Here is a 21228-nt window from a genome sequence, read left to right on the forward strand (position 1 = left end):
GCCTAGGTAGGCCATTACCCTACCTACCAGCTAATCCCATCTGGGTTCATCCACGGGCGTGAGGCCCTTTCAGGTCCCCCACTTTGGTCTTGCGACATTATGCGGTATTAGCCACCGTTTCCAGTGGTTATCCCCCGCCCTCGGGCAGATCCCCAGACATTACTCACCCGTCCGCCGCTCGTCAGCAAAAGCGCAAGCGCTTTCCTGTTACCGCTCGACTTGCATGTGTTAGGCCTGCCGCCAGCGTTCAATCTGAGCCATGATCAAACTCTTCWATTWAAAGYTTGATGCTCAAAGAAACTGACCGTTCATTCGTAATGAATTCACYGTTGTTCACTCTTCAAGACTTTAAAACGTATTTTTTGGTGATACGGTCTTGTGAGTGCCCACACAGATTGTCTGATTAATTGTTAAAGAGCAGGCTGAATTAAAAAATGATATTCTCGTTCAGCCGGGCTGCGTATACTACGCTTTTCGCCCGCAGAGTCAAGCGTTTATTCGCCTTCCCTCTGCCCAACCTCACAATGTTTATCAGCGTTGTGTCGGTCAGTGGGGCGCATTATAGGGGATTCTTCGGTGCTGGCAATAATTATTTTGAAAAAATTGATCGTTTGATTAATTCCACAGCAAAGCTCTACTTTATACCTACTTACCAACAGATTTATCCACATATGGCTAGTTGGATGAAAATTTGTCGAGCATCACGCAAACGTTTTCGTTACAATTCGGTGGTTAAAATCATCAAGCGATTTTATCTGACTACACTGAAATGTTATTGCAGTGCCCATTTTTTATGTCCTGATATAGTGGGTTCTTCCCAATAACATGTTACTGCCTTACAAAATCCAAGGGATCAAATCAATGCAACAGCTTCGTCCAATCCGTCGTGCCCTGCTTAGCGTTTCCGATAAATCAGGGGTTGTTGAATTTGCAAAAGCCTTATCTCAACGCGGTGTCGAATTGCTTTCTACTGGTGGCACAGCTCGTTTACTCGCTGAATCAGATCTAAAGGTTACTGAAGTTTCAGACTACACCGGTTTTCCTGAAATGATGGATGGCCGTGTTAAGACGCTGCATCCTAAAGTACATGGCGGAATCCTTGGCCGCCGTGGACAAGATGATGAAATCATGGCACAACACCAAATCTCACCGATCGATATGGTGGTTGTGAATCTATATCCATTCGCTCAGACCGTCGCTAAACCCGATTGTACTTTGGCTGATGCCGTTGAAAACATTGATATCGGCGGACCAACGATGGTTCGTTCTGCGGCTAAGAACCATAAAGATGTAGCAATTGTGGTTAATAGTAATGATTACGAAAAAATCATTGAAGAGATGGATAACAATCAGGGGTCATTAACACAATCAACCCGCTTCGATTTAGCCATTAAGGCTTTTGAACACACTGCTGCTTATGACAGTATGATTGCTAACTATTTTGGCAAGCTGGTTCCGCCTTATTATGGCGATACGACTCAACCATCAGGACGTTTCCCTCGTACTCTGAATTTGAATTTCATTAAAAAGCAGGATATGCGCTACGGTGAGAACAGCCATCAGGACGCTGCTTTCTATATAGAAGAAAATCTCTCTGAATCATCCATTGCAACTGCAACTCAGTTACAAGGTAAAGCGCTTTCCTATAACAACATTGCTGATACCGATGCAGCGCTGGAATGTGTTAAGGAATTCGCAGAGCCCGCATGCGTTATTGTTAAGCACGCTAACCCATGCGGTGTAGCAATTGGTAAAGATATCCACGAAGCTTATGATCGCGCATTCAAAACAGATCCAACCTCCGCTTTCGGCGGTATTATTGCTTTCAACCGCGAACTTGATACTAAAACCGCACAAGCCATTATCGACCGCCAATTCGTCGAGGTAATTATCGCTCCTTCAATAAATGAAGATGCATTACCCGTGTTGGCTACCAAACAGAATGTCCGTGTTCTGGTCAGTGGCAAATGGGAAACCCGCGTTGCTGGTCTTGATTTCAAACGAGTTAATGGTGGCCTACTGGTACAAGATCGCGATCTTGGTATGGTTGCAGCAACTAACCTACGCGTGGTTTCCAAACGTCAACCCACTGAACAAGAAATGAAAGATGCTCTGTTCTGTTGGAAAGTCGCTAAGTTTGTCAAATCAAATGCCATTGTTTATGCAAAAAATGATATGACCATCGGTATCGGTGCAGGCCAAATGAGCCGCGTCTATTCTGCAAAAATTGCTGGAATTAAAGCCGCCGACGAAGGTTTGGAGGTTCAGGGGTGTGCAGTGGCTTCTGACGCCTTTTTCCCATTTCGTGACGGCATTGATGCCGCCGCGGCTGTCGGCGTAAGCTGTGTTATCCAACCAGGCGGTTCTATCCGTGATGACGAAATCATTGCAGCGGCTGATGAACACGGTATTGCTATGATTTTCACCGGCATCCGCCACTTTCGCCACTAATCAATAGCAGGAGTTAATCTGATGAATATTTTAATTGTCGGTAGCGGTGGACGCGAACATGCTCTGGCATGGAAAGCAGCTCAATCTCCTTTAGCTGATAAAGTCTATGTCGCTCCAGGAAATGCAGGAACTGCTCTAGAAAGCAATCTCGAAAATATTGATATCTCAGCGACAGATATCAACGGCTTGTTGGTCTTTGCACAAAGCCATGATATTGGGCTGACTATTGTTGGCCCCGAAGTACCATTGGTGATGGGTATCGTCGATGCATTCCAAAAAGCTGGGTTGACTATTTTTGGTCCAACTCAAGCAGCCGCTCAATTAGAAGGCTCAAAAGCATTTACCAAAGATTTTCTGGCACGTCATCAAATCCCAACTGCGGATTATCAGAATTTTACAGAAATCGAACCCGCTCTTGCCTACCTGGATAAAGTCGGCGTCCCTATTGTCATAAAAGCTGACGGACTCGCTGCGGGTAAAGGTGTGATTGTTGCTATGACACGGGAAGAAGCCCAATCTGCAATAAAAGATATGCTAGCCGGAAATGCGTTTGGTGATGCAGGCCACCGTATTGTTATTGAAGAATTTCTAACAGGTGAAGAAGCTAGTTTTATCGTTATGGTCGATGGTAAGAATGTTATTCCGATGGCAACCAGTCAGGATCATAAACGCATAGGTGATGGTGATACTGGCCCAAATACTGGCGGAATGGGGGCCTATTCTCCCGCTCCAGTCGTCACCGATGCAATCCACCAGCGTATTATGGAAGAGATTATTTATCCTACTGTTAATGGTATGGCTGCTGAGGGTCATGTCTATACTGGTTTTCTTTATGCCGGCTTGATGATCAACCAAAATGGCGAACCAAAAGTGATTGAATTTAATTGTCGCTTTGGTGATCCGGAAACTCAACCCATCATGATGCGTATGCGTTCTGATCTTGTTGAACTCTGTCTAGCTGGTGCAAAAGGCGAGCTTGCTGGTAAAACGTCTGATTGGGATGAACACCCTGCTCTGGGTGTGGTACTCGCTGCCGGTGGGTATCCTGCTGATTATCACAAAGGGGATATTATTCATGGCTTGCCCCAACAAGAAAATGAAAATAGCAAGGTTTTCCATGCGGGTACGGCAATGAAAGGCAATGACGTGATTACCGCAAGTGGACGCGTTCTATGTGTTACAGCATTAGGAGAAACCATTATAGATGCACAGAGAAATGCTTACCAACAAGCAGAAAAGATTAAATGGAATAGCTGTTTTTACCGCAAAGATATCGGATATCGGGCAATTAACCGATTGAAGTAACCATAAAACTGACGAGGGTCAGAGGCTGTCCTTCGTCGGTTCCCAACGACAAAAGTCATTATTCGCTACCAACAATAATTCGCGGCCAGCAGGCGCTTCCAACCAAGCAATGGTTAATTGGCTGTAGCTGCTTTTTTCGCGCTGCTCAAGCCATGACCTCGCGTAAGGTTCAAACTCAAGGGAAATCGTTTCACCTGCACAGGTAGTGACTTTACCGTTACTCCAGTGCCCTTGCACCAAACGCACATTTCCCACTATCAACGCATCACTTAATTCAAGTGTCCGTTTAGCATCAAACTGAATACGAACAATATCATCGCTGGAAAGTGGCTCTCGTCGCGTTTTCGACTGCTTTTGCATAAAAATCACATCACTGGATTTATTCAAACGAAGTTGTTCAGATAGTGGATTTTTATCATTCAAAATTTCACGACGAATTTGACGCAAATCTCCCTGCTTATATTCATAAAAAGTCACGACAGTATTGTCATTACGGTAGGGGCTGTAAACACTCATCAGAACCCGAGGTTTACTGTTCTGATCGTTGAGACGCCACAAGCGGACAACACCATCATCGGCAATGAATCCACTTGCGCTGAAAGAAGGTTCTTTAGGTTGATTGGTACAGGCGCTGAGCGCGAAGACGAATCCTAGTGTCATCAGCCCCTGACGAACCAACAAAAGGGGATAAATAATACCCCTTCTATTTTTTCTTTTTTGCAATGAAATTATTTAACTGCGTCTTTCAGCGCCTTACCAGCAGAGAAAGCAGGTACGTTTGCAGCCGCGATTGTAATTTCTTTACCGGTTTGCGGGTTACGCCCAGTACGCTCTGCACGGTGGTTAACTTTGAAAGTACCAAAACCTACCAGTTGTACTGAATCGCCCGCTTTCAGGGATTCGGTGATTGCATTCAAAGTTGATTCCAGAGCAGCTTTTGCCTGAGCTTTAGTCAGGTCTGTGCTTTCTGCGATTGCATCAACTAATTCAGTCTTATTCATAGATTATCCTTACAGTGTGTTTATCGTTTGCAAAGCATCGAGTGCGACGGATATGCCGAATGACAGCACCCCTGCATACACGCACCGATAGCCACTTCTTTTCACCCCCCAAATGTAGAACAGAGTGGGGGCAAAAGTGAAGCCTTTGAACATGGCATTTAAAGCATTAAATCACGTTTTTTCACTTTACTGCGTTAAATTTATACCAATGTTACTCGTTCCTGACTCCCGGAGGTCAGCTTTCAATCCTTTAATCAACTCAATATCCCGCTCTTCGCAGCTAACCAATAAGCGATAAATTTCCCATTGGATGTCCCACTCTTGTTCAATAGCAGGTAATATTTTTAGTTCTTCATCGGTCATTTCTTTCCCGGCCTGAGTCATTTCAAGCATAGCAACAGTGCGAATTGAAACTTCACTCACTGCAATTGCATGCTCCAATGTTTCACCACTCAGACAAGCGTGAATAATTTCCCCTAACGCAATACATGCATCAATTGCCGGGTACACACCGTAAATATCGTAATCATCTGCTGAGGGAATAACTTGTTCCAACTTTTCCAGCTGATTATCAAAATTCACCTTGGCATCTTTTACAACTAATATTTCCCACACCAAATCCAGAATACAGCGGTAAATAGCAGGTTCTGCAAATGCCGTCTGGCAACAGAACATCCGGTAATTTGGATACATCCGTTCGCACAGACTTGCCATAAAGGTCAGATGCTGCCAGCTTTCAAGTTTCTCCAACCGTAAATGTATCGGGTTTCGTAACATTAGCTTTTACTCATTATGCACAATTTGCTCCGCAGTTTACCTGAAATTCAAGAATATCCACACGCTTACACCGAATTTAAGGATTTTTCTGTATCATTTGTTCAAAAAACGGCCTATTTGAGGCTGCACCATCTGCCCAACGGGTTGTTTCAGGCAGACGATATCCCTTCATACAACATTCCACCCATAACAATGCACTATCAAGACTGATTCGGTGCCCTGTAGAAATGTACAATGGATTACAACGTTTTTTACTTCGCCATACCCAACCAATCTGTTCCCCTTTATCAATCAGAGGCTGGCAACTGCCGGGCTGTTCTCCCAATGGTTCACTTTCACCACATAAACGACGTTTTGCCACACCAATTGTGGGTACATTAGCTAATAAACCAAAATGGCTAGCAACACCTAAACGACGTGGATGAGCAATGCCATGACCGTCCACCATGACCAGATCAGGTTTGTGTTTCAACAACTGCCATGCAGCCATTAATGCAGGATATTCACGGAAAGAGAGTAAACCGGGAATATAAGGCAGCGTAGTTTCAATTCGAGCTACCTGATATTCCACCAGTTCAAGGGTAGGATAAGAGAGAATCGCTATCGCTGCGCGAGTAATCACTCCCTGTTGTTCGAAACCCACATCAGCGCCAGCAATCAATTTAAGTGGGGAAAAATCATCATAACGGATAACCTGTTGAGCTTTTTCTATTTGTTCCTGACGTAATGCTTTCGTATTAATCATATTCTTACTGATGATATTTAGCTGAAAGTTTATGTACCGCTTCGACAAATACACCCGCGCGTTCCGGCAGTACATCCTGATGGATACCATGACCAAGGTTAAAGACATGACCAGAACCCGTCCCAAAACCTTGCAAAATTGTCGAAACTTCCTGCTCAATCCGCTCTGGAGAGGCGTATAACATGGATGGGTCCATATTGCCCTGCAAAGCGACTTTACTGCCCACACGACGGCGCGCATCGGCAATATCCGTCGTCCAATCCAAACCAAGCGCATCACAACCGGTTTCAGCCATGGCTTCCAGCCATTGTCCACCACCTTTGGTAAACAGTGTCACCGGCACACGACGACCTTCATTTTCACGGATCAGGCCATCAATAATTTTGTGCATATAATGCAAGGAAAATTCCCGGTAATCTCGCCCCGTCAGTACCCCACCCCAAGTATCGAAAACCATCACAGACTGAGCACCTGCTTTAATCTGAGCATTGAGATAAAGAATAACGCTGTCTGCTAGCTTATCCAGCAACAGATGCATTACGGTAGGTTCGGCATACATCATTTTTTTGATTTTAGTGAATGCCTTGCTGCTACCACCTTCCACCATATAAGTTGCCAGTGTCCACGGGCTACCGGAAAAGCCAATCAAAGGAACCCGACCCACCAGTGCCTTACGAATCGCACGCACGGCATCCATCACATAGCCCAACTCCATTTCCGGATCAGGCACCGGCAGTTTTTCCACATCAGCACGGCTGAAAACAGGAGATTTAAAACGCGGACCTTCACCTGCTTCAAAATAGAGCCCCAGTCCCATAGCATCAGGAATAGTGAGAATATCAGAGAAGAGAATTGCCGCATCCAGCGGATAACGCCGCAAAGGTTGTAAAGTGACTTCACAAGCGAGCTCAGTATTTTTACACAAAGCAATAAAATCACCGGCTTCAGCACGAGTAGCTTGATACTCAGGTAAATAGCGGCCAGCCTGGCGCATCATCCAAACAGGCGTAACATCAACGGGTTGACGTAGTAAAGCTCGCAAATAACGGTCATTTTTCAGCTCATTCATGACAGGCTCCATTTATTTATTGGCCGCAATATAATCTGACTACAATAATTAGGTGCCATTGTAACATGGCAGGTAGATCCCTCCCGTTGAATTGCACCAAACTGTACATTACGCATTTCGGCACAGAGCAATCGTATCTTCAATCAACCGACGAGCAATAGTATTGTGGGGTGGAATCAATGGCAGTTGATCATAGTGATACCAATCCGCACTAATCAGCTCTTGCGGATCATGACGGATCTCACCACTGTCATAATCAGCCAGAAATGCCACCATCAATGAATGAGGGAAAGGCCATGGTTGAGAAGCCACATAACGTAAGTTGCGAATTTTAATATTACTCTCTTCCATCACTTCGCGGGCCACAGCTTCTTCGAGTGTTTCACCGACTTCAACAAATCCCGCAAGGACTGTATACATGCCTTCACGATGACGTTGGTGTTGAGCCAGCAAAATATGATCATCCCGACGAATACCGACGATAATACAAGGTGCAATCTGCGGATAATAACGTTCGTGGCAGTGATGACACAAACAAGCCCATTCACTGACACTATGATGCATTTCACTGCCACAATAACCACAATATTGATGAGAGCGATAAAATTCCGCCAATTGCACTCCCCGGCCAGCTAATTGAAACAAGCCACGATCATTTGCAACAATTTGCCGTAAAGAAACCATATTTGCAGCCATTTTCTGACGAATAAGCCAAACTTTCTCACCTTGCCACTCACCGATAGGCAAGGCTATTTTTCCTTGCAGTGACCATTGAGTTGCCATTCCAAAAGGTAATTCGCCTTTAGGGAGCCAAATACGATTTTCATCGCTGATAATCCACCAACCACGTTCTGTGCCTGTAATTTGTCGTTGCATCATCACTATGACATCTTAATTTTAATATCTGTATAAATCATACACTTTTTAATCAGAAAAGCGTGTTTTATTACTATTACCATATACCGTATTGCTCGATCTGATTGTAATCGGCATTATTCTCAACTATTAAATAGACTTTGACCTGAGGAGCATAACACCATGTCACAACTGCTTGTCGTGTTTGATCTGGATGACACCTTAATTTCTGGTGATTCCAGCGCTATCTGGACAGAGTTTTTATGGAAAAAAGGCATCATTACTGATCCCAGTTTTATTGAAGCAGATAAAAAAATGATGGCTGATTACAGCGCTGGTTCACTGGATATGAGTGGTTATTTAGCATTTAGCCTGCAAACACTGCATAAAGTTCCACAAGAACAAGTTGATCTTTGGCTGACTGAATTTATTAACGAAAAAATCAGACCTCGATTTTATCCGCAAGCCAAAGCTCTTATTGCTGAATATCAACAGCAGCAAGTCCCAATGATGATCATCTCAGCCACAGTCTCTTTCATTGTGAAAAAGATTGCTGCCGAATTAGGTATTCACACTGCTCTAGGCATTGATATGGTAATGGAAAATGGCTGTTATACCGGCCAAATAGACGGTATTACGACGTTTCGTGAAGGGAAAGTCAAACGAATAAAACAGTGGCTGGAACAGCAAAATAATTACCCTGAAATTATTCGTTTTTACAGTGATTCAATTAATGATCTACCAATGTGTCAATTTGCCGATGAGGTAATTACGGTCAATGCCGATACCCGTTTAAAAGCCGAAGCACAACAACATAGCTGGCAACAATTAACCTGGTCACTGTAAATACTTTCAATCAGTAAGGGTTGTAGTTTTCATAATCCCTTCTATACTACTGCTTACTTTCTTGTCGGAGTGCCTAGCGTAAGCTGTTTCATTGCAGCATACACAGGCTGAGACCGTTAATTCGGGATCCGCGGAACCTGATCGGGTTAATACCCGCGAAGGGAACAAGAGTAATCAGCCGCTGTCAGCCCACCCAGTTTTCACCACGGGTCTGTCCAGCCATCAATTATTACTCCCTGCGAGCTCCAGACAAGCAACTTTCCCAATAATACAGTTAGGAATTTGCTATGTCTCATAATACTGTTATCCCTACAACCGATATCTCACCAAAACCCAATCCGGCACGCCCACGTAAAGCGCAACGCGATGCCGCTCAGGAATTTATTAATTCTATTCAAGGCGTCACGTTCCCCAATTCACGACGAATTTATCTTCGAGGTTCACGTGACGATATCCACGTTCCAATGCGTGAAATCCAATTATCACCCACGTTAATTGGTGGCACCAAAGAAGAACCTCAGTATGAGGAAAATGAAGCCATTCCAGTTTATGATACTTCCGGCGCTTATGGCGATCCTGATTCCAAACTGGATGTACATGTTGGGTTAACCAAACTACGCCAACCGTGGATCGACGAACGCCAAGATACTGAACCTGTTGCCACCCTCGGCTCCGATTTCACTCAGCAACGCCTGACGGATGCCGGTCTCGATCATTTACGTTTTAATAATCGCCCCCGTCCATTAAAAGCCCGTAGAGGCAAACGCGTGACTCAACTGCACTATGCCCGTCAAGGCATCATCACACCAGAAATGGAATTTATCGCACTGCGGGAAAATATGGGACGTGAACGTATCTGCGGTGATGTGTTACGCCAACAACATGCAGGACAAAGTTTTGGCGCTCAGTTGCCGGAAAATATCACGCCAGAATTTGTCCGCCAGGAGGTCGCGGCTGGTCGGGCAATTATTCCTGCCAATATTAATCATCCTGAATCAGAACCGATGATTATTGGTCGCAATTTTCTGGTGAAGGTTAACGCTAATATCGGTAACTCTTCCGTCACCTCTTCTATTGAGGAAGAAGTAGAAAAATTAATCTGGTCTACCCGTTGGGGGGCAGATACGGTAATGGATCTCTCCACTGGCCGTTATATCCACGAAACCCGCGAATGGATCTTACGTAACAGCCCGGTTCCTATCGGTACAGTCCCTATTTATCAGGCACTGGAGAAAGTCAATGGCGTGGCGGAAAATCTCACCTGGGAAATATTTCGTGATACCTTGCTGGAACAAGCAGAACAAGGGGTAGATTACTTCACCATTCATGCAGGTGTATTACTACGCTATGTACCGATGACAGCCAAACGCCTTACTGGGATCGTTTCCCGCGGTGGTTCAATTATGGCGAAATGGTGTCTGTCACATCATCAAGAAAACTTCCTCTACCAACATTTCCGTGAAATTTGTAAAATCTGCGCCGCTTATGATGTTTCTCTATCATTGGGAGACGGTCTACGCCCCGGTTCTATTCAGGATGCTAACGATGAAGCGCAGTTTGCAGAACTGCACACATTAGGTGAACTGACCAAAATTGCCTGGGAATATGATGTTCAGGTGATGATCGAAGGCCCCGGACATATTCCTATGCAGATGATCCGTCGCAATATGACGGAAGAATTGGAACATTGTCACGAAGCCCCTTTCTATACCCTTGGCCCACTAACAACAGATATTGCACCCGGTTACGACCATTTCACTTCCGGTATCGGTGCGGCCATGATTGGCTGGTTTGGCTGCGCCATGCTCTGTTATGTAACGCCAAAAGAGCACCTCGGTTTGCCAAACAAAGATGATGTTAAACAAGGGCTGATTACCTACAAAATTGCTGCTCACGCCGCCGATCTCGCTAAAGGTCACCCAGGCGCACAAATCCGCGATAATGCCATGTCCAAAGCACGTTTTGAATTTCGTTGGGAAGATCAGTTTAATCTCGCGCTCGATCCCGATACTGCTCGCGCCTATCACGATGAAACTCTGCCACAAGCCTCCGGCAAAATTGCACATTTCTGTTCTATGTGTGGGCCTAAATTCTGCTCTATGAAGATTTCTCAAGAAGTACGCGATTACGCCGCAGGTATGGAACAGATGTCCGAAGCATTCCGCGCCCACGGTGGTGAGTTGTATCACAGTGTAGAGGATGTATCCCATGAACAATCTGCCTAACGCGTCATTTGCCCCAACTGAATATAAATTGGGCCTGTATCCAGTCGTGGATTCGCTAGAGTGGATTTCCCGCTTATTAAAGGCCGGTGTCACCACAATTCAGTTGAGAATTAAAAATCTGCCAGAAGATCAAGTAGAAAAAGACATTCAACAAGCCATTATGCTCGGCCGTCAATATAACGCTCGCCTGTTTATTAACGACTACTGGCGACTGGCAATAAAACATGGCGCTTATGGTGTTCATCTGGGGCAGGAAGATTTAGTTATCGCGGATCTGAACGCCATCCAAAAAACAGGATTGCGGTTAGGAATCTCTACCCACGATGAACAAGAGTTGGCACGGGCAAAATCCCTGCGTCCGTCTTATATCGCTCTCGGCCACATTTTCCCAACCACAACCAAAGAGATGCCATCTTCTCCACAAGGACTGGAAGCACTGAAACGGCAGGTAGAAAACACACCTGATTACCCCACTGTCGCCATCGGCGGAATTTCTCTTGAACGCGTACCGGATGTCATTGCAACGGGAGTTGGCAGTGTGGCGCTGGTTAGTGCAATTACCAAAGCAAAGGATTGGCGTCAGGCAACCGCACAACTGCTTTATCTGGTTGAAGGCATTGAGTTGAAGGGATAAAGAGGTTCTTATGCTGAATGATCAAGAATTTATGCGTTACAGCCGACAACTGTTACTCGAAGATATTGGCCCGGAAGGGCAGGAAAAACTGAAATCCAGCCACGTACTCATTGTCGGACTGGGCGGACTAGGCGCTCCTGCCTCTCTCTATCTGGCCGGAGCAGGTGTGGGAACAATTTATCTCGCTGATGATGACCACTTACACATCTCCAATTTACAACGGCAAATACTTTACCGCACTGAGGATATCCCTGCTGTAAAAGCTGAACTTGCAGCCAATCAACTCAATGCATTGAATCCGCTGATAAAAACAATTGTTCTTAATCAACGTCAGAACCTGGAATCTCTGACAACAATCGTGAAGCAAGTCGATCTGGTTCTCGACTGCTGTGACAACATGACAACCCGCCACGCAATCAATGCCGCTTGTGTGGCAACGCGAAAACCATTAATCAGCGGCAGTGCTGTCGGTTTTAGCGGCCAACTTATGGTATTTGAACCCCCTTATCTTCATGGCTGCTATAGCTGTCTCTACCCTGAACAGGAAGAGCCACTACGAAATTGCCGGACTGCGGGTGTATTAGGCCCGGTAGTCGGTATCATCGGCACATTACAGGCATTGGAAGCCATCAAAATGCTAACCGGGCTTCCCTCTCCGTTAAGCGGCAAACTCCGACTGTTTGATGGTAAACAGCAAAGCTGGAGCACACTACAACTTAACCCGTCGCAGCAATGCCCGATTTGCGGAGATATGGCGTGAAAATTACAGTAAACGACCAGCCGATGGAGCTTATCGCTCCTCTGGCTATACAGCAATTGCTAGAACAACTTGAACAAACACAACCGGGAATGGCACTGGCTATTAATCAAACCATTATTCCGCGTTCAGAGTGGAATACGCATCGAATTAATGATGGAGACAATATCCTTTTGTTTCAGGCTATTGCTGGAGGTTGATATGTTAAGAATTGCTGATACGACTTTTCATTCCCGCCTATTTACCGGTACCGGCAAATTCGCCAATGCAAATTTAATGACTCAGGCTATAGCCGCTTCCGGCAGCCAGCTTGTCACGATGGCAATGAAACGCATTGATTTGCAGAGCGGTAATGATGCTATTTTGGCACCATTGCAAAAACTTGGCGTCAAATTGTTACCAAATACTTCTGGAGCCAAAACTGCGGAAGAGGCCCTGTTTGCTGCTCGTCTGGCCCGTGAAGCACTGGCAACCAACTGGATCAAACTAGAAATTCATCCTGATGTAAAATACTTGTTACCTGATCCGGTTGAAACACTCAAAGGCGCAGAAATGTTAGTCAAAGATGGGTTTGTCGTTCTGCCATATTGCAGCGCTGATCCCGTTTTGTGTAAGCGTCTGGAAGAAGTGGGTTGTGCGGCAGTCATGCCTTTAGGCGCCCCGATTGGTTCTAATCGAGGGCTACTCACCCGAGATTTTCTGCAAATTATTATTGAGCAAGCACAAGTGCCAGTGGTCATTGATGCCGGCATCGGCGCACCAAGCCATGCATTGGAAGCGATTGAATTGGGTGCGGATGCTGTATTAGTCAACACCGCGATTGCCGTTGCACGTAATCCAGTAAAAATGGCTCAAGCCTTCAAAATAGCGATTGAAGCGGGTGAATTATCCCATCAAGCTGGGCTGGCAAGTCCAAAACAACATGCTGTTGCATCCAGTCCACTGACCGATTTTCTAGGGGTATTTTGATGATTCATCATCTTATGAGCGGTAGTTTTAGTTACCGCTGGCAGCAATTGGACTGGGATGATATTACCCTTCGCATTAATAGCAAAACCGCCCAGGATGTTGAACGGGCATTAAGCAGTAACAAATTAAATCTGGACGATTTCATGGCTTTGCTCTCTCCGGCAGCGAAACCCTATATCGAACCACTAGCACAACGGGCACAGAAACTGACTCGTCAACGCTTCGGTAACACCGTTGGTTTTTATGTACCGCTTTATCTCTCCAATTTGTGTGCCAATGACTGCACCTATTGCGGGTTCTCAATGAGTAACCGCATTAAACGCAAAACACTGAATAAAGATGAAATTATTGCCGAATGTCAGGCGATTAAAGCGCTGGGATTTGACAATCTGTTATTAGTCACCGGAGAGCATCAAGGCAAGGTCGGTATGGATTATTTCCGCCGCTATCTGCCGCTTATCCACGAATATTTCAGCTCAATCATGATGGAAGTTCAGCCAATGACTCAGGAAGAGTACTCTGAACTGAAAACCCTGGGGCTGGATGGTGTGATGGTTTATCAGGAAACCTATCATAAACCAACTTATCGACTACATCATCTACAGGGTAAGAAGCAAGATTTTCACTGGCGGTTAGAAACACCCGATCGTCTCGGTCGGACAAAAATCGATAAAATCGGTTTAGGGGCACTGATTGGCCTCTCCAGTCATTGGCGGACAGACTGCTATATGGTGGCTGAACATCTATCCTTTCTACAACACACATACTGGCAGAGCCGTTACTCAATTTCATTTCCCCGTTTGCGGCCTTGTACCGGAGGTATTGAACCAGCATCTCTAATGAGTGAAGCAGAATTGGTACAGCTGATTTGTGCTTTTCGTCTATTTGCACCAGATGTTGAGCTTTCTATTTCTACTCGTGAATCGCCATTCTTCCGCGATCATGTCATACCGCTAGCGATTAATAATGTCAGTGCCGGCTCGAAAACCCAACCCGGTGGTTACGCAAATAATAGCCATGAAGAATTGGAGCAATTTATGCCGAATGATAATCGTTCTGTTTATCAGGTCGCGGATGTATTAATTAAAGCCGGGTTACAACCTGTCTGGAAAGATTGGGATGGTTATTTAGGTCGATAATTTAATTTTCTTTCTTATCAAAGAATTCAATTTTAAGTAAAAGTCTTTAACAGGCAATAACGACAAAAAATAGGATTTAATATAACAAACTGTCTGGTGCTAATACCAGACAGTAATACATAAAAACACGATGAACAAGAAAATAATTATCATTTGAAATATCTATTTTGAATTTTAAATAAAAATTCATCCATATAGTTCTAACCAACATTATAAAATATATTTTTATTATTAATATTTTATTTCCACCTAACCGTTTTATGCACAATTAAAATTTAACTTTTAATATACAAATATATTACTCATCGATATACAAATTATCCACATAAAATAAAAATCAAAATAAAATTTCAATTAATACCAACAAATAATGAGAAGAATAGCCCATGTATACTGAATATATCAAAAATTGCTCTCATTTGTTTTATTTTCATACCAATTTTCTCAAATTACAACTCACCACCAACAAAAAATACAATTGAGTATTATCCTATTATTGATAAAGTGCCCACCCGAAAAACAAAGCGATTAGAAAATTAAACTTATTTCTATTTATTTAAAAAGGACTAATATATGAACGTACAAGAGATCCTGAATAACGAAGATTATTCTGATAATAAGAAAAACTCTCATAAAGAACTGGTTAACGGCTCATTCGAAGAAGGATATAACGGCTGGAGAATCCCAGCCCCTGAATCAGTAGAAATCTTATCTGAAAATGGCGTTCACTTTATCAGAATCCAAAGCGTTACCGGTTCTGGCGTCATTGATCAAATTATAGAAGGATTAGAACCTAACACTAAATATAAATTAACAGCTACAGCGCGCGTATCAGCAGAATGGGCCTCATCAGCTTATTTTGGTTTACAGAGTCGTACCGATGGCCCCGAATCTTTTGCTGTAAACAGCACCGATTTTACAACGGGCTCGGTAGAATTAAGCACAGATCAAGAGGGACTTTTACGCGTTTATTTATTGAAAGACCAAGTTGGTCATCGACCAGATGGAGAAACCGCTGACTTTACCGGTTTTGTTTTAGAAAAAGCCTAACTATTTAACTTCGAAGTAGTTTGACATTAAAACACACCCGGAACAGGAAGCTCCGGGTGTTTTAAAATCTGTCTCAGTAGAGATAATTCTCCGAAAATAACCTCATCTAACTTAAATCATGCAGTGGTTTTTTTATTGGCAGTGTCAATTGGAAATCAGAAAACCGCACCTGTAATCCATGCCGTTCTGGAGAACAACACATTGCCCCAACAAAGACAGGTTGTTTATCTTCGAAAAAAGGAGACAACCTCAACAATGGCCACCGTACACCATCAGTGGAATATTGCAGTCTTAAATATCCCTCTTCACGAGTCAAACGTAACCAGAATTTACTCGAATCACCGGGAAATACGCCCATAGACCAATCAGAATGATGACGTGTTAGCACACTACCAATCGTGGCGTGGCCGTCGGAATATTCAATTCCTCCCTTCAGCCAATGTTTCTCATCCACTAATAGCATGATTCCCGCTTGATCGTATAAATGTTCAAAACAGCCTTCAATACAGAGTTGAAAGGTGAAATCATCCTCAATATAACGCCCAAAAACATGACCATTATGACGTTCAAAGCCATACCATGTTCGTTGCCAAAAGTCAGTTTTATGATCTGTAGTGACATTAAGCCAGCCGCTTCCACATTGCCAATCAGATGGTTCATTAAGCCAATGATATTGTGACAAACCCATAGGAACTCCCTCTATTATCTTCCATTTGAATTAATTAATTTATATCCTGCAAGTAAGGAAATAGAGAGTAAAGCAATACAAGCAAAAGCGCCGTGTAATGTCACAATTTGCGCTAATCCACCAATGATTGCAGGTCCCAATAAAATCCCTGAATATCCCATGGTAGAAACCGCAGCAACGGCCAGAAAATCAGGCATAATTTTCTGTTGACCAGAAGCAGTAAAAAGCATTGGCGCTATATTGGATAATCCTGCTCCGATCATCAGGAAAGAGAGCCCTAACATTATTACGGTTGATGCTGAGTAAATAAGGATAAACCCGGAAGTAGCCAATAAAGCACTGCTGATAAAAACCCGTCGGTGTCCATAAAGGGCAATGATCTTATCACCGAGAAAGCGGCCCGATGTCATAGCAATAGCAAACAAGGTATAACCGATACCCGCCTGATGACTACTGATATTATGTACGCTGGTTAATAATATACCGCTCCAGTCCAGCATTGATCCTTCCATGATATAGGCAACAAAACAGAGAAAGCCTAATAAAATCACGATCCCATGAGGCACCGCAAAAAATGGCGTATTACCCGGTTCGGCTTCGTTTAATAATCCACTCCATATCGGCAGTAACAGTAAAATAACCAGCAATACCACCATTACCATCACCTGGAAAGGTGATATTCCCAAAGCCAATAATGTACTCACCGATCCTGCACCGGCGATCCCGCCCAAACTAAATAACGCGTGAAAGCCAGACATAATTGGCCTTCGAGCCATTTTCTCAACCATGACAGCGTGGATATTGACCACAACATCCATTGCACCAATACCGGCGCCAAAGATAAATAAAGCGCAAGCCAATGTTAGCGGTGTCGGTAATACACTTAGCCCTGGCAACATCACTAGCACGACCAAAGCACATAAAGTGAAGATTTGCCGACAGCCAAAACGTGCTGCTAACATGCCGGCTATCGGCATCATGATGAAAGAGCCAATACCGAACGCCAACATCAGGAGCCCCATCGCGCCATTATCAAGTTGTAGCCGTTCTTTAGCTAAAGGAATGAGGGGCGCCCAACTTGCAAGACTAAAGCCGGCAATAAAAAAAGCGGCTCGCGTTGCCATAATGGGTTGTTTTACCAAAGAGACAATATTTTGATCAGACAACTCATGTTCCTTCTATATCAATAAAATGCCCTCCGATATGATTTACGGAGGGCATAAGTTATGCAAAATTAATTTTAGAAAATTGGGGAATATCGGTCAGCGCCCCAATAATACGAGTGGCCTGTTGATACTGTTCCGCAACCGACAAAGCATGAGGCCAAGCATACACATAGGGAATACCTGCCTGCGTCGCTGCTGTAATTCCCAAATCGGTATCTTCAATCACTAATGTCTGATGAACATCCATAGATTTCAATTTCAACATAGCAAGATAGGGATCAGGATGAGGTTTCGTCCTCGCAACATCGTCACCCGAGATTAAAGCCGGGCTTTCGCTCAATTCCAGCAATCCAATATTTGCCAAACACACTTCCCGCGGCGCAGTAGAGACAAAACCAAAAGGGATATTGTGCTGTTGTAAAGCCGCTATTAACCGGGCAATCCCTGGCCGAAGGTAACTTTTAGACAGCTTATCTTTATAAACAGAGACGATTCGAGCAGTGATCTCTTTCTGTTGCTGAGCTGGAACCCCAATGTAATCCAGCGTTTTCGCCAAACTCAGGCCAATAAGTTGCTGTGGTTGTACATGCTGTGTGTAGTCAGGAGCCAAATCACAAAGAACATCAAAGTGCAGTTGTTCACTGTCAACAATGACCCCATCGATATCAAAAATCACATTAAATCTATCCATGTGAAACATTCCATTATTTTAGATCGGAAATACGGATAAGCACTTTACAGTTTGGAGTAAAGAGTGGTTTTTGGGTTTTGCCCGCAATATCACAACCAACCGTGAGAAAAGCCTGCAAGTAATCATTAAAATCAAAGATCTGGCTGACCAAACGACCTGCTGGAATAACACCATCACGGATCGCGGTATAAGCACGTTCAAAACTGTTGTTCAGAGAATCAATGGAACCAATCACTGAAAGGCTCTTATCAGCAATTTTCAGGATATCAAGATTAGCATGCTTATCTTTAAGCGCCACATTCAACAATTTTCCGCCAGGTGCCAGATGTTCAAAAATGTATTCGGTTAACTGCCCGGTCGTATCCACACATAGATCGATAAGCGCTGATTTATCGCCATATTGCTGCGCCAATGCCTCATCAAAATCAGTATACAGCTCACATTCCGGCGGCAGATTTTCTTTGGCAAATTGAACACGACTTTCGTTTTTCTCGACCATGAAAGCCTTAACGCCTCTGGCATGTAAAGCCCAAATATAGAGCATCCCCATTGGGCCCGCGCCAGCTACCGCTGCACGAATATTAGTATGAGTAATGCCCAGTTTATCAACCCCGGTCAGCGTGCAACTGAGTGGCTCAGTCAATGATGCCTCTTCCATACTGACATGATCATCCAGCTTTATCAGCGAACTCTCTTTAGCCAGATATTGCTCGGCAAATGCCCCATCATAGGAAACCCCCGCTTCGGTTCCCAATTTTTTCTCGCAATGATTTGGACTGCCTGTCTGACACATCCGACAATGTCCACAGGAATAGGTTGGATTGATGACAACACGGTCACCCACATTAAAACGCGTGACACTCTTCCCTATTTGCGTAACAACTCCCGTTGTTTCATGGCCCAAAGTGGTTCCCGGAATAGCAACAGGATAAGATCCGGTGATAATCCCAACATCCGTACCACAAACGCCACACACCGCAATATCAACGACGACATCATCAGGTTCAACACAACGTAGTGGTTCAACATTCTGGATTTGAACATCCCATACCCGATTAAATTTAAGTGCTTTCATTACGCGACCTCCTTGTTGTCCAGCATATTTAACGTCATATCAGCAAAAGTTAGATCAAGCTTATACAAAATTTCGTTTAAATGTTCCTGAGTACAAATTAACGGTGGGCGAACTTTAAGCGCACGCCCCTTACCATAACGAGAACCCCGGATAATCAAGTTATGAGAATTCGCGATTGCAATCGCTTGTGCCGCAAATTCTGGTGACGGCGTATCAAAGCCAAACATATAACCGACGCCTCTAACACCCGTAATTTCTGGATATTTATGCTGTAATGTTAATAAGCCATCACGCAAATAAGTTTCATGACGCTGTACATTCTCCAGAACCTGCTCGTCTTCGATGATATCGATAATTTCGTTGAGCGCCGTTAATGAAAGAGGGTTAGCGCCTGATGTACTGGAGTGTTCGAATGACTCTAATACATCTAATGAACTCCGCATCAGCACACCACCGGTAGGAATACCTATGCCACCAGCGCCCTTAGCGAAAACAATAATATCGGGTTCTAATTCTTTGGCGTAACCAGTTGAGGCGAAAAATGTCCCAGTACGGCCAAATCCGGTCTGTACTTCATCTGCGATAATAATAATGTCATGTTTATGACAGATATCTCTGATCTTACGGTAAAAATCGACAGGGAAAACGTTATTGCCGCCGTTTCCTTGAATAGGCTCAATGATAAGACAGGCAATATTGTCATTTGAACCTAATTGAATAAATTGCTCCAAGTCAAAATATTGATTGGGTTCTATACTCGGTTCAGACTCTGACATGACACTAGCAGGGGTTGGAATTTTTAAAGAACCATCAATGTTGACATGGAAATCTTTAATCCTAAAAGCATTACCCGAAATTTGCGCTGTGGCTAAAGACTGGCCATGATGAGCCAAAAAGAAAGAGATAACCCCTGAACGCCCTGTTGCTTTTTGCGCGATACGAATTGCGCATTCAACCGCCCCAGAACCGGAAACATCACGTAACCATATTCTATCAATGCCCTCAGGGGTATATTTAACTAATTTACCTAAAATATATTGTGATATTTCATGGGTATAAGCTGAACTTAGATGTGTACACCTGTCGATCTGCTGTTTTAATTTTTCTGTTATTCTGCGATTAGTGTACCCAAGAGGAAGGTTAAATGTCCCCGAAGCTGCATCGATATACTTTTCACCATCAATTTCCAAATAAGGCCCATTCCCAACAAAGCGAGAAAGCATATCTTCAAACCGTTTTCCATTTTCCATCATTTCATTACCTTAATTAATCATTTCTAACTATAAGAAAGCACAATAATCTTTAATAGGTAAGAGAATATTTACTAAAAATTAATTTAGATCAACAAAAAACCTATAAAAACCACAAAAACATTTAAAAAATTAAAGTATTTTGTATAAAATACATTATTATTTTGAATGATTTGATAATGACATGCAGAACTGCTGCTCTATAAGGTTAATCACAAGAAATTCTGCTAGAAATCCTGCAAAACTGTACTTAAGTCTCCCATCTTGCAACTTTTGCGCAGATGATAAGAATATTGATATCGCACATAGTTATTTTCTGATAGGTGATCAAATGTCATAAAAGACTCTCAATCATTTCTGATCTGCCAGAAAAAGTGTGTTTTTTATACTGAGAAGATAGTCAGACTCTCGACGGACATTAAAATACCCGCACAAGCTAGCCGGTTTACACTGGTGAATAGCTCGTATAAAGTTCAGACTTTAAAAAAAGTAAAGGGTTCTGTCCGTGCGCGATCCTTGAACACACCTATCGCCA

At 43.7% G+C, this 21228-nt stretch carries 21 protein-coding genes, 1 rRNA gene and 1 riboswitch; of the genes, 10 read left to right on the plus strand and 12 right to left on the minus strand.

The features are described from left to right. Positions 1-279: ribosomal RNA gene (locus D3222_RS15895) — 16S ribosomal RNA — on the minus strand; the annotation flags it as partial. A gap of 582 nt (positions 280-861) precedes the next feature. Between D3222_RS15895 and purH the strand changes: the two genes are divergently transcribed. Both purH and purD read left to right on the plus strand, forming a co-directional pair. Then, a complete protein-coding gene (gene purH / locus D3222_RS15905; protein WP_118987033.1) occupies positions 862-2451 on the plus strand; it encodes a bifunctional phosphoribosylaminoimidazolecarboxamide formyltransferase/IMP cyclohydrolase in 1590 nt (529 codons plus the stop codon). Between the two features lie 21 nt (positions 2452-2472). Then, positions 2473-3756, plus strand: coding sequence for a phosphoribosylamine--glycine ligase (purD, locus tag D3222_RS15910; protein WP_118987034.1), 1284 nt, complete (start codon positions 2473-2475; stop codon positions 3754-3756). Positions 3757-3774: 18 nt separating this feature from the next. Here purD and D3222_RS15915 read toward each other — a convergent pair whose 3' ends face one another. The 6 genes from D3222_RS15915 to nudC all read right to left on the minus strand — a co-directional run bounded on the left by D3222_RS15915 (position 3775) and on the right by nudC (position 8224). Then, a complete protein-coding gene (locus tag D3222_RS15915) occupies positions 3775-4416 on the minus strand; it encodes a DUF1481 domain-containing protein (protein WP_118987035.1) in 642 nt (213 codons plus the stop codon). A gap of 68 nt (positions 4417-4484) precedes the next feature. Continuing rightward, positions 4485-4757 carry a nucleoid-associated protein HU-alpha gene (hupA, locus tag D3222_RS15920; RefSeq protein ID WP_012776594.1) on the minus strand — a complete coding sequence of 91 codons (273 nt, stop codon included), beginning with the start codon at positions 4755-4757 and terminating at the stop codon, positions 4485-4487. 186 nt (positions 4758-4943) lie between these two features. Next, positions 4944-5534, minus strand: coding sequence for a YjaG family protein (locus tag D3222_RS15925; RefSeq protein WP_118987036.1), 591 nt, complete (start codon positions 5532-5534; stop codon positions 4944-4946). A 76-nt stretch (positions 5535-5610) separates the two neighbouring features. Continuing rightward, a complete protein-coding gene (gene nfi, locus D3222_RS15930) occupies positions 5611-6279 on the minus strand; it encodes a deoxyribonuclease V (RefSeq protein ID WP_118987037.1) in 669 nt (222 codons plus the stop codon). Between the two features lie 4 nt (positions 6280-6283). Continuing rightward, positions 6284-7348: a uroporphyrinogen decarboxylase gene (gene hemE, locus D3222_RS15935; RefSeq protein WP_118987038.1), complete on the minus strand. Its 1065-nt coding sequence runs from the start codon at positions 7346-7348 to the stop codon at positions 6284-6286. A 108-nt stretch (positions 7349-7456) separates the two neighbouring features. Then, on the minus strand, positions 7457-8224 hold the full coding sequence (nudC, locus tag D3222_RS15940; protein WP_118987084.1) for an NAD(+) diphosphatase: 768 nt from the start codon (positions 8222-8224) through the stop codon (positions 7457-7459). Positions 8225-8386: 162 nt separating this feature from the next. Here nudC and D3222_RS15945 point away from each other — a divergent pair, with 162 nt between their 5' ends. The 8 genes from D3222_RS15945 to D3222_RS15980 all read left to right on the plus strand — a co-directional run bounded on the left by D3222_RS15945 (position 8387) and on the right by D3222_RS15980 (position 15823). Beyond that, positions 8387-9049, plus strand: coding sequence for an HAD family hydrolase (locus D3222_RS15945; protein WP_118987039.1), 663 nt, complete (start codon positions 8387-8389; stop codon positions 9047-9049). Between the two features lie 55 nt (positions 9050-9104). Continuing rightward, a riboswitch (TPP riboswitch) is annotated at positions 9105-9230 on the plus strand. A 106-nt stretch (positions 9231-9336) separates the two neighbouring features. Continuing rightward, positions 9337-11274 (plus strand): phosphomethylpyrimidine synthase ThiC, encoded by a 1938-nt coding sequence (gene thiC, locus D3222_RS15950; RefSeq protein WP_118987040.1) that lies wholly within the window; start codon positions 9337-9339, stop codon positions 11272-11274. Next, entirely contained in the window at positions 11258-11908 is a 651-nt protein-coding gene (thiE, locus tag D3222_RS15955) for a thiamine phosphate synthase (RefSeq protein ID WP_118987041.1), read from the plus strand. The genes thiC and thiE overlap by 17 nt, the downstream gene beginning before the upstream one ends. A gap of 10 nt (positions 11909-11918) precedes the next feature. Next, on the plus strand, positions 11919-12668 hold the full coding sequence (locus tag D3222_RS15960) for a HesA/MoeB/ThiF family protein (RefSeq protein ID WP_118987042.1): 750 nt from the start codon (positions 11919-11921) through the stop codon (positions 12666-12668). After that, positions 12665-12865, plus strand: coding sequence for a sulfur carrier protein ThiS (gene thiS / locus D3222_RS15965; RefSeq protein WP_118987043.1), 201 nt, complete (start codon positions 12665-12667; stop codon positions 12863-12865). Before D3222_RS15960 ends, thiS begins: the two co-directional genes overlap by 4 nt. Position 12866: 1 nt before the next feature. Further along, positions 12867-13634 (plus strand): thiazole synthase, encoded by a 768-nt coding sequence (locus D3222_RS15970; RefSeq protein ID WP_118987044.1) that lies wholly within the window; start codon positions 12867-12869, stop codon positions 13632-13634. A gap of 14 nt (positions 13635-13648) precedes the next feature. Then, positions 13649-14773, plus strand: coding sequence for a 2-iminoacetate synthase ThiH (gene thiH / locus D3222_RS15975; RefSeq protein WP_118987085.1), 1125 nt, complete (start codon positions 13649-13651; stop codon positions 14771-14773). A 573-nt stretch (positions 14774-15346) separates the two neighbouring features. After that, positions 15347-15823, plus strand: a complete 477-nt coding sequence (locus D3222_RS15980; protein ID WP_118987045.1) for a carbohydrate binding domain-containing protein — start codon at positions 15347-15349, stop codon at positions 15821-15823. Between the two features lie 106 nt (positions 15824-15929). Here D3222_RS15980 and D3222_RS15985 read toward each other — a convergent pair whose 3' ends face one another. From D3222_RS15985 to D3222_RS16005, 5 genes are read right to left on the minus strand one after another with little or no spacing between them, the layout of a single operon-like run. After that, complete coding sequence (locus D3222_RS15985; protein ID WP_118987046.1) at positions 15930-16511, minus strand: DUF1349 domain-containing protein; 582 nt, start codon at positions 16509-16511, stop codon at positions 15930-15932. A 14-nt stretch (positions 16512-16525) separates the two neighbouring features. After that, positions 16526-17677 carry an MFS transporter gene (locus tag D3222_RS15990; protein ID WP_118987047.1) on the minus strand — a complete coding sequence of 384 codons (1152 nt, stop codon included), beginning with the start codon at positions 17675-17677 and terminating at the stop codon, positions 16526-16528. A 58-nt stretch (positions 17678-17735) separates the two neighbouring features. Further along, the gene (locus D3222_RS15995) at positions 17736-18368 is read right to left on the minus strand and encodes an HAD family hydrolase (protein ID WP_118987048.1); all 633 of its coding nucleotides are present in this window, start codon (positions 18366-18368) and stop codon (positions 17736-17738) included. Between the two features lie 13 nt (positions 18369-18381). Then, positions 18382-19443 carry a zinc-dependent alcohol dehydrogenase gene (locus tag D3222_RS16000; protein ID WP_118987049.1) on the minus strand — a complete coding sequence of 354 codons (1062 nt, stop codon included), beginning with the start codon at positions 19441-19443 and terminating at the stop codon, positions 18382-18384. After that, the gene (locus D3222_RS16005) at positions 19443-20693 is read right to left on the minus strand and encodes a class-III pyridoxal-phosphate-dependent aminotransferase (RefSeq protein WP_118987086.1); all 1251 of its coding nucleotides are present in this window, start codon (positions 20691-20693) and stop codon (positions 19443-19445) included. Before D3222_RS16005 ends, D3222_RS16000 begins: the two co-directional genes overlap by 1 nt. Between the last annotated feature and the right edge of the window lie 535 nt (positions 20694-21228).

This window comes from Photorhabdus sp. CRCIA-P01 (assembly GCF_003545805.1).
GTDB classification, from domain to species: Bacteria; Pseudomonadota; Gammaproteobacteria; order Enterobacterales; family Enterobacteriaceae; genus Photorhabdus; species Photorhabdus antumapuensis.

What these genes read in the sequence shown, in the direction of transcription:
- thiE (WP_118987041.1), top strand. Translation starts at nt 11,258, where the DNA reads ATGAACAATCTGCCTAACGCGTCATTTGCCCCAACTGAATATAAATTG.
- D3222_RS15960 (WP_118987042.1), top strand. Translation starts at nt 11,919, where the DNA reads ATGCTGAATGATCAAGAATTTATGCGTTACAGCCGACAACTGTTACTC.
- D3222_RS15925 (WP_118987036.1), bottom strand. Translation starts at nt 5,534, where the DNA reads ATGTTACGAAACCCGATACATTTACGGTTGGAGAAACTTGAAAGCTGG.
- D3222_RS16005 (WP_118987086.1), bottom strand. Translation starts at nt 20,693, where the DNA reads ATGGAAAATGGAAAACGGTTTGAAGATATGCTTTCTCGCTTTGTTGGG.
- D3222_RS15970 (WP_118987044.1), top strand. Translation starts at nt 12,867, where the DNA reads ATGTTAAGAATTGCTGATACGACTTTTCATTCCCGCCTATTTACCGGT.
- D3222_RS15945 (WP_118987039.1), top strand. Translation starts at nt 8,387, where the DNA reads ATGTCACAACTGCTTGTCGTGTTTGATCTGGATGACACCTTAATTTCT.
- D3222_RS16000 (WP_118987049.1), bottom strand. Translation starts at nt 19,443, where the DNA reads ATGAAAGCACTTAAATTTAATCGGGTATGGGATGTTCAAATCCAGAAT.
- D3222_RS15915 (WP_118987035.1), bottom strand. Translation starts at nt 4,416, where the DNA reads ATGACACTAGGATTCGTCTTCGCGCTCAGCGCCTGTACCAATCAACCT.
- D3222_RS15985 (WP_118987046.1), bottom strand. Translation starts at nt 16,511, where the DNA reads ATGGGTTTGTCACAATATCATTGGCTTAATGAACCATCTGATTGGCAA.
- hemE (WP_118987038.1), bottom strand. Translation starts at nt 7,348, where the DNA reads ATGAATGAGCTGAAAAATGACCGTTATTTGCGAGCTTTACTACGTCAA.
- nudC (WP_118987084.1), bottom strand. Translation starts at nt 8,224, where the DNA reads ATGCAACGACAAATTACAGGCACAGAACGTGGTTGGTGGATTATCAGC.
- hupA (WP_012776594.1), bottom strand. Translation starts at nt 4,757, where the DNA reads ATGAATAAGACTGAATTAGTTGATGCAATCGCAGAAAGCACAGACCTG.
- D3222_RS15980 (WP_118987045.1), top strand. Translation starts at nt 15,347, where the DNA reads ATGAACGTACAAGAGATCCTGAATAACGAAGATTATTCTGATAATAAG.
- purD (WP_118987034.1), top strand. Translation starts at nt 2,473, where the DNA reads ATGAATATTTTAATTGTCGGTAGCGGTGGACGCGAACATGCTCTGGCA.
- D3222_RS15995 (WP_118987048.1), bottom strand. Translation starts at nt 18,368, where the DNA reads ATGGATAGATTTAATGTGATTTTTGATATCGATGGGGTCATTGTTGAC.
- thiH (WP_118987085.1), top strand. Translation starts at nt 13,649, where the DNA reads ATGAGCGGTAGTTTTAGTTACCGCTGGCAGCAATTGGACTGGGATGAT.
- thiC (WP_118987040.1), top strand. Translation starts at nt 9,337, where the DNA reads ATGTCTCATAATACTGTTATCCCTACAACCGATATCTCACCAAAACCC.
- nfi (WP_118987037.1), bottom strand. Translation starts at nt 6,279, where the DNA reads ATGATTAATACGAAAGCATTACGTCAGGAACAAATAGAAAAAGCTCAA.
- purH (WP_118987033.1), top strand. Translation starts at nt 862, where the DNA reads ATGCAACAGCTTCGTCCAATCCGTCGTGCCCTGCTTAGCGTTTCCGAT.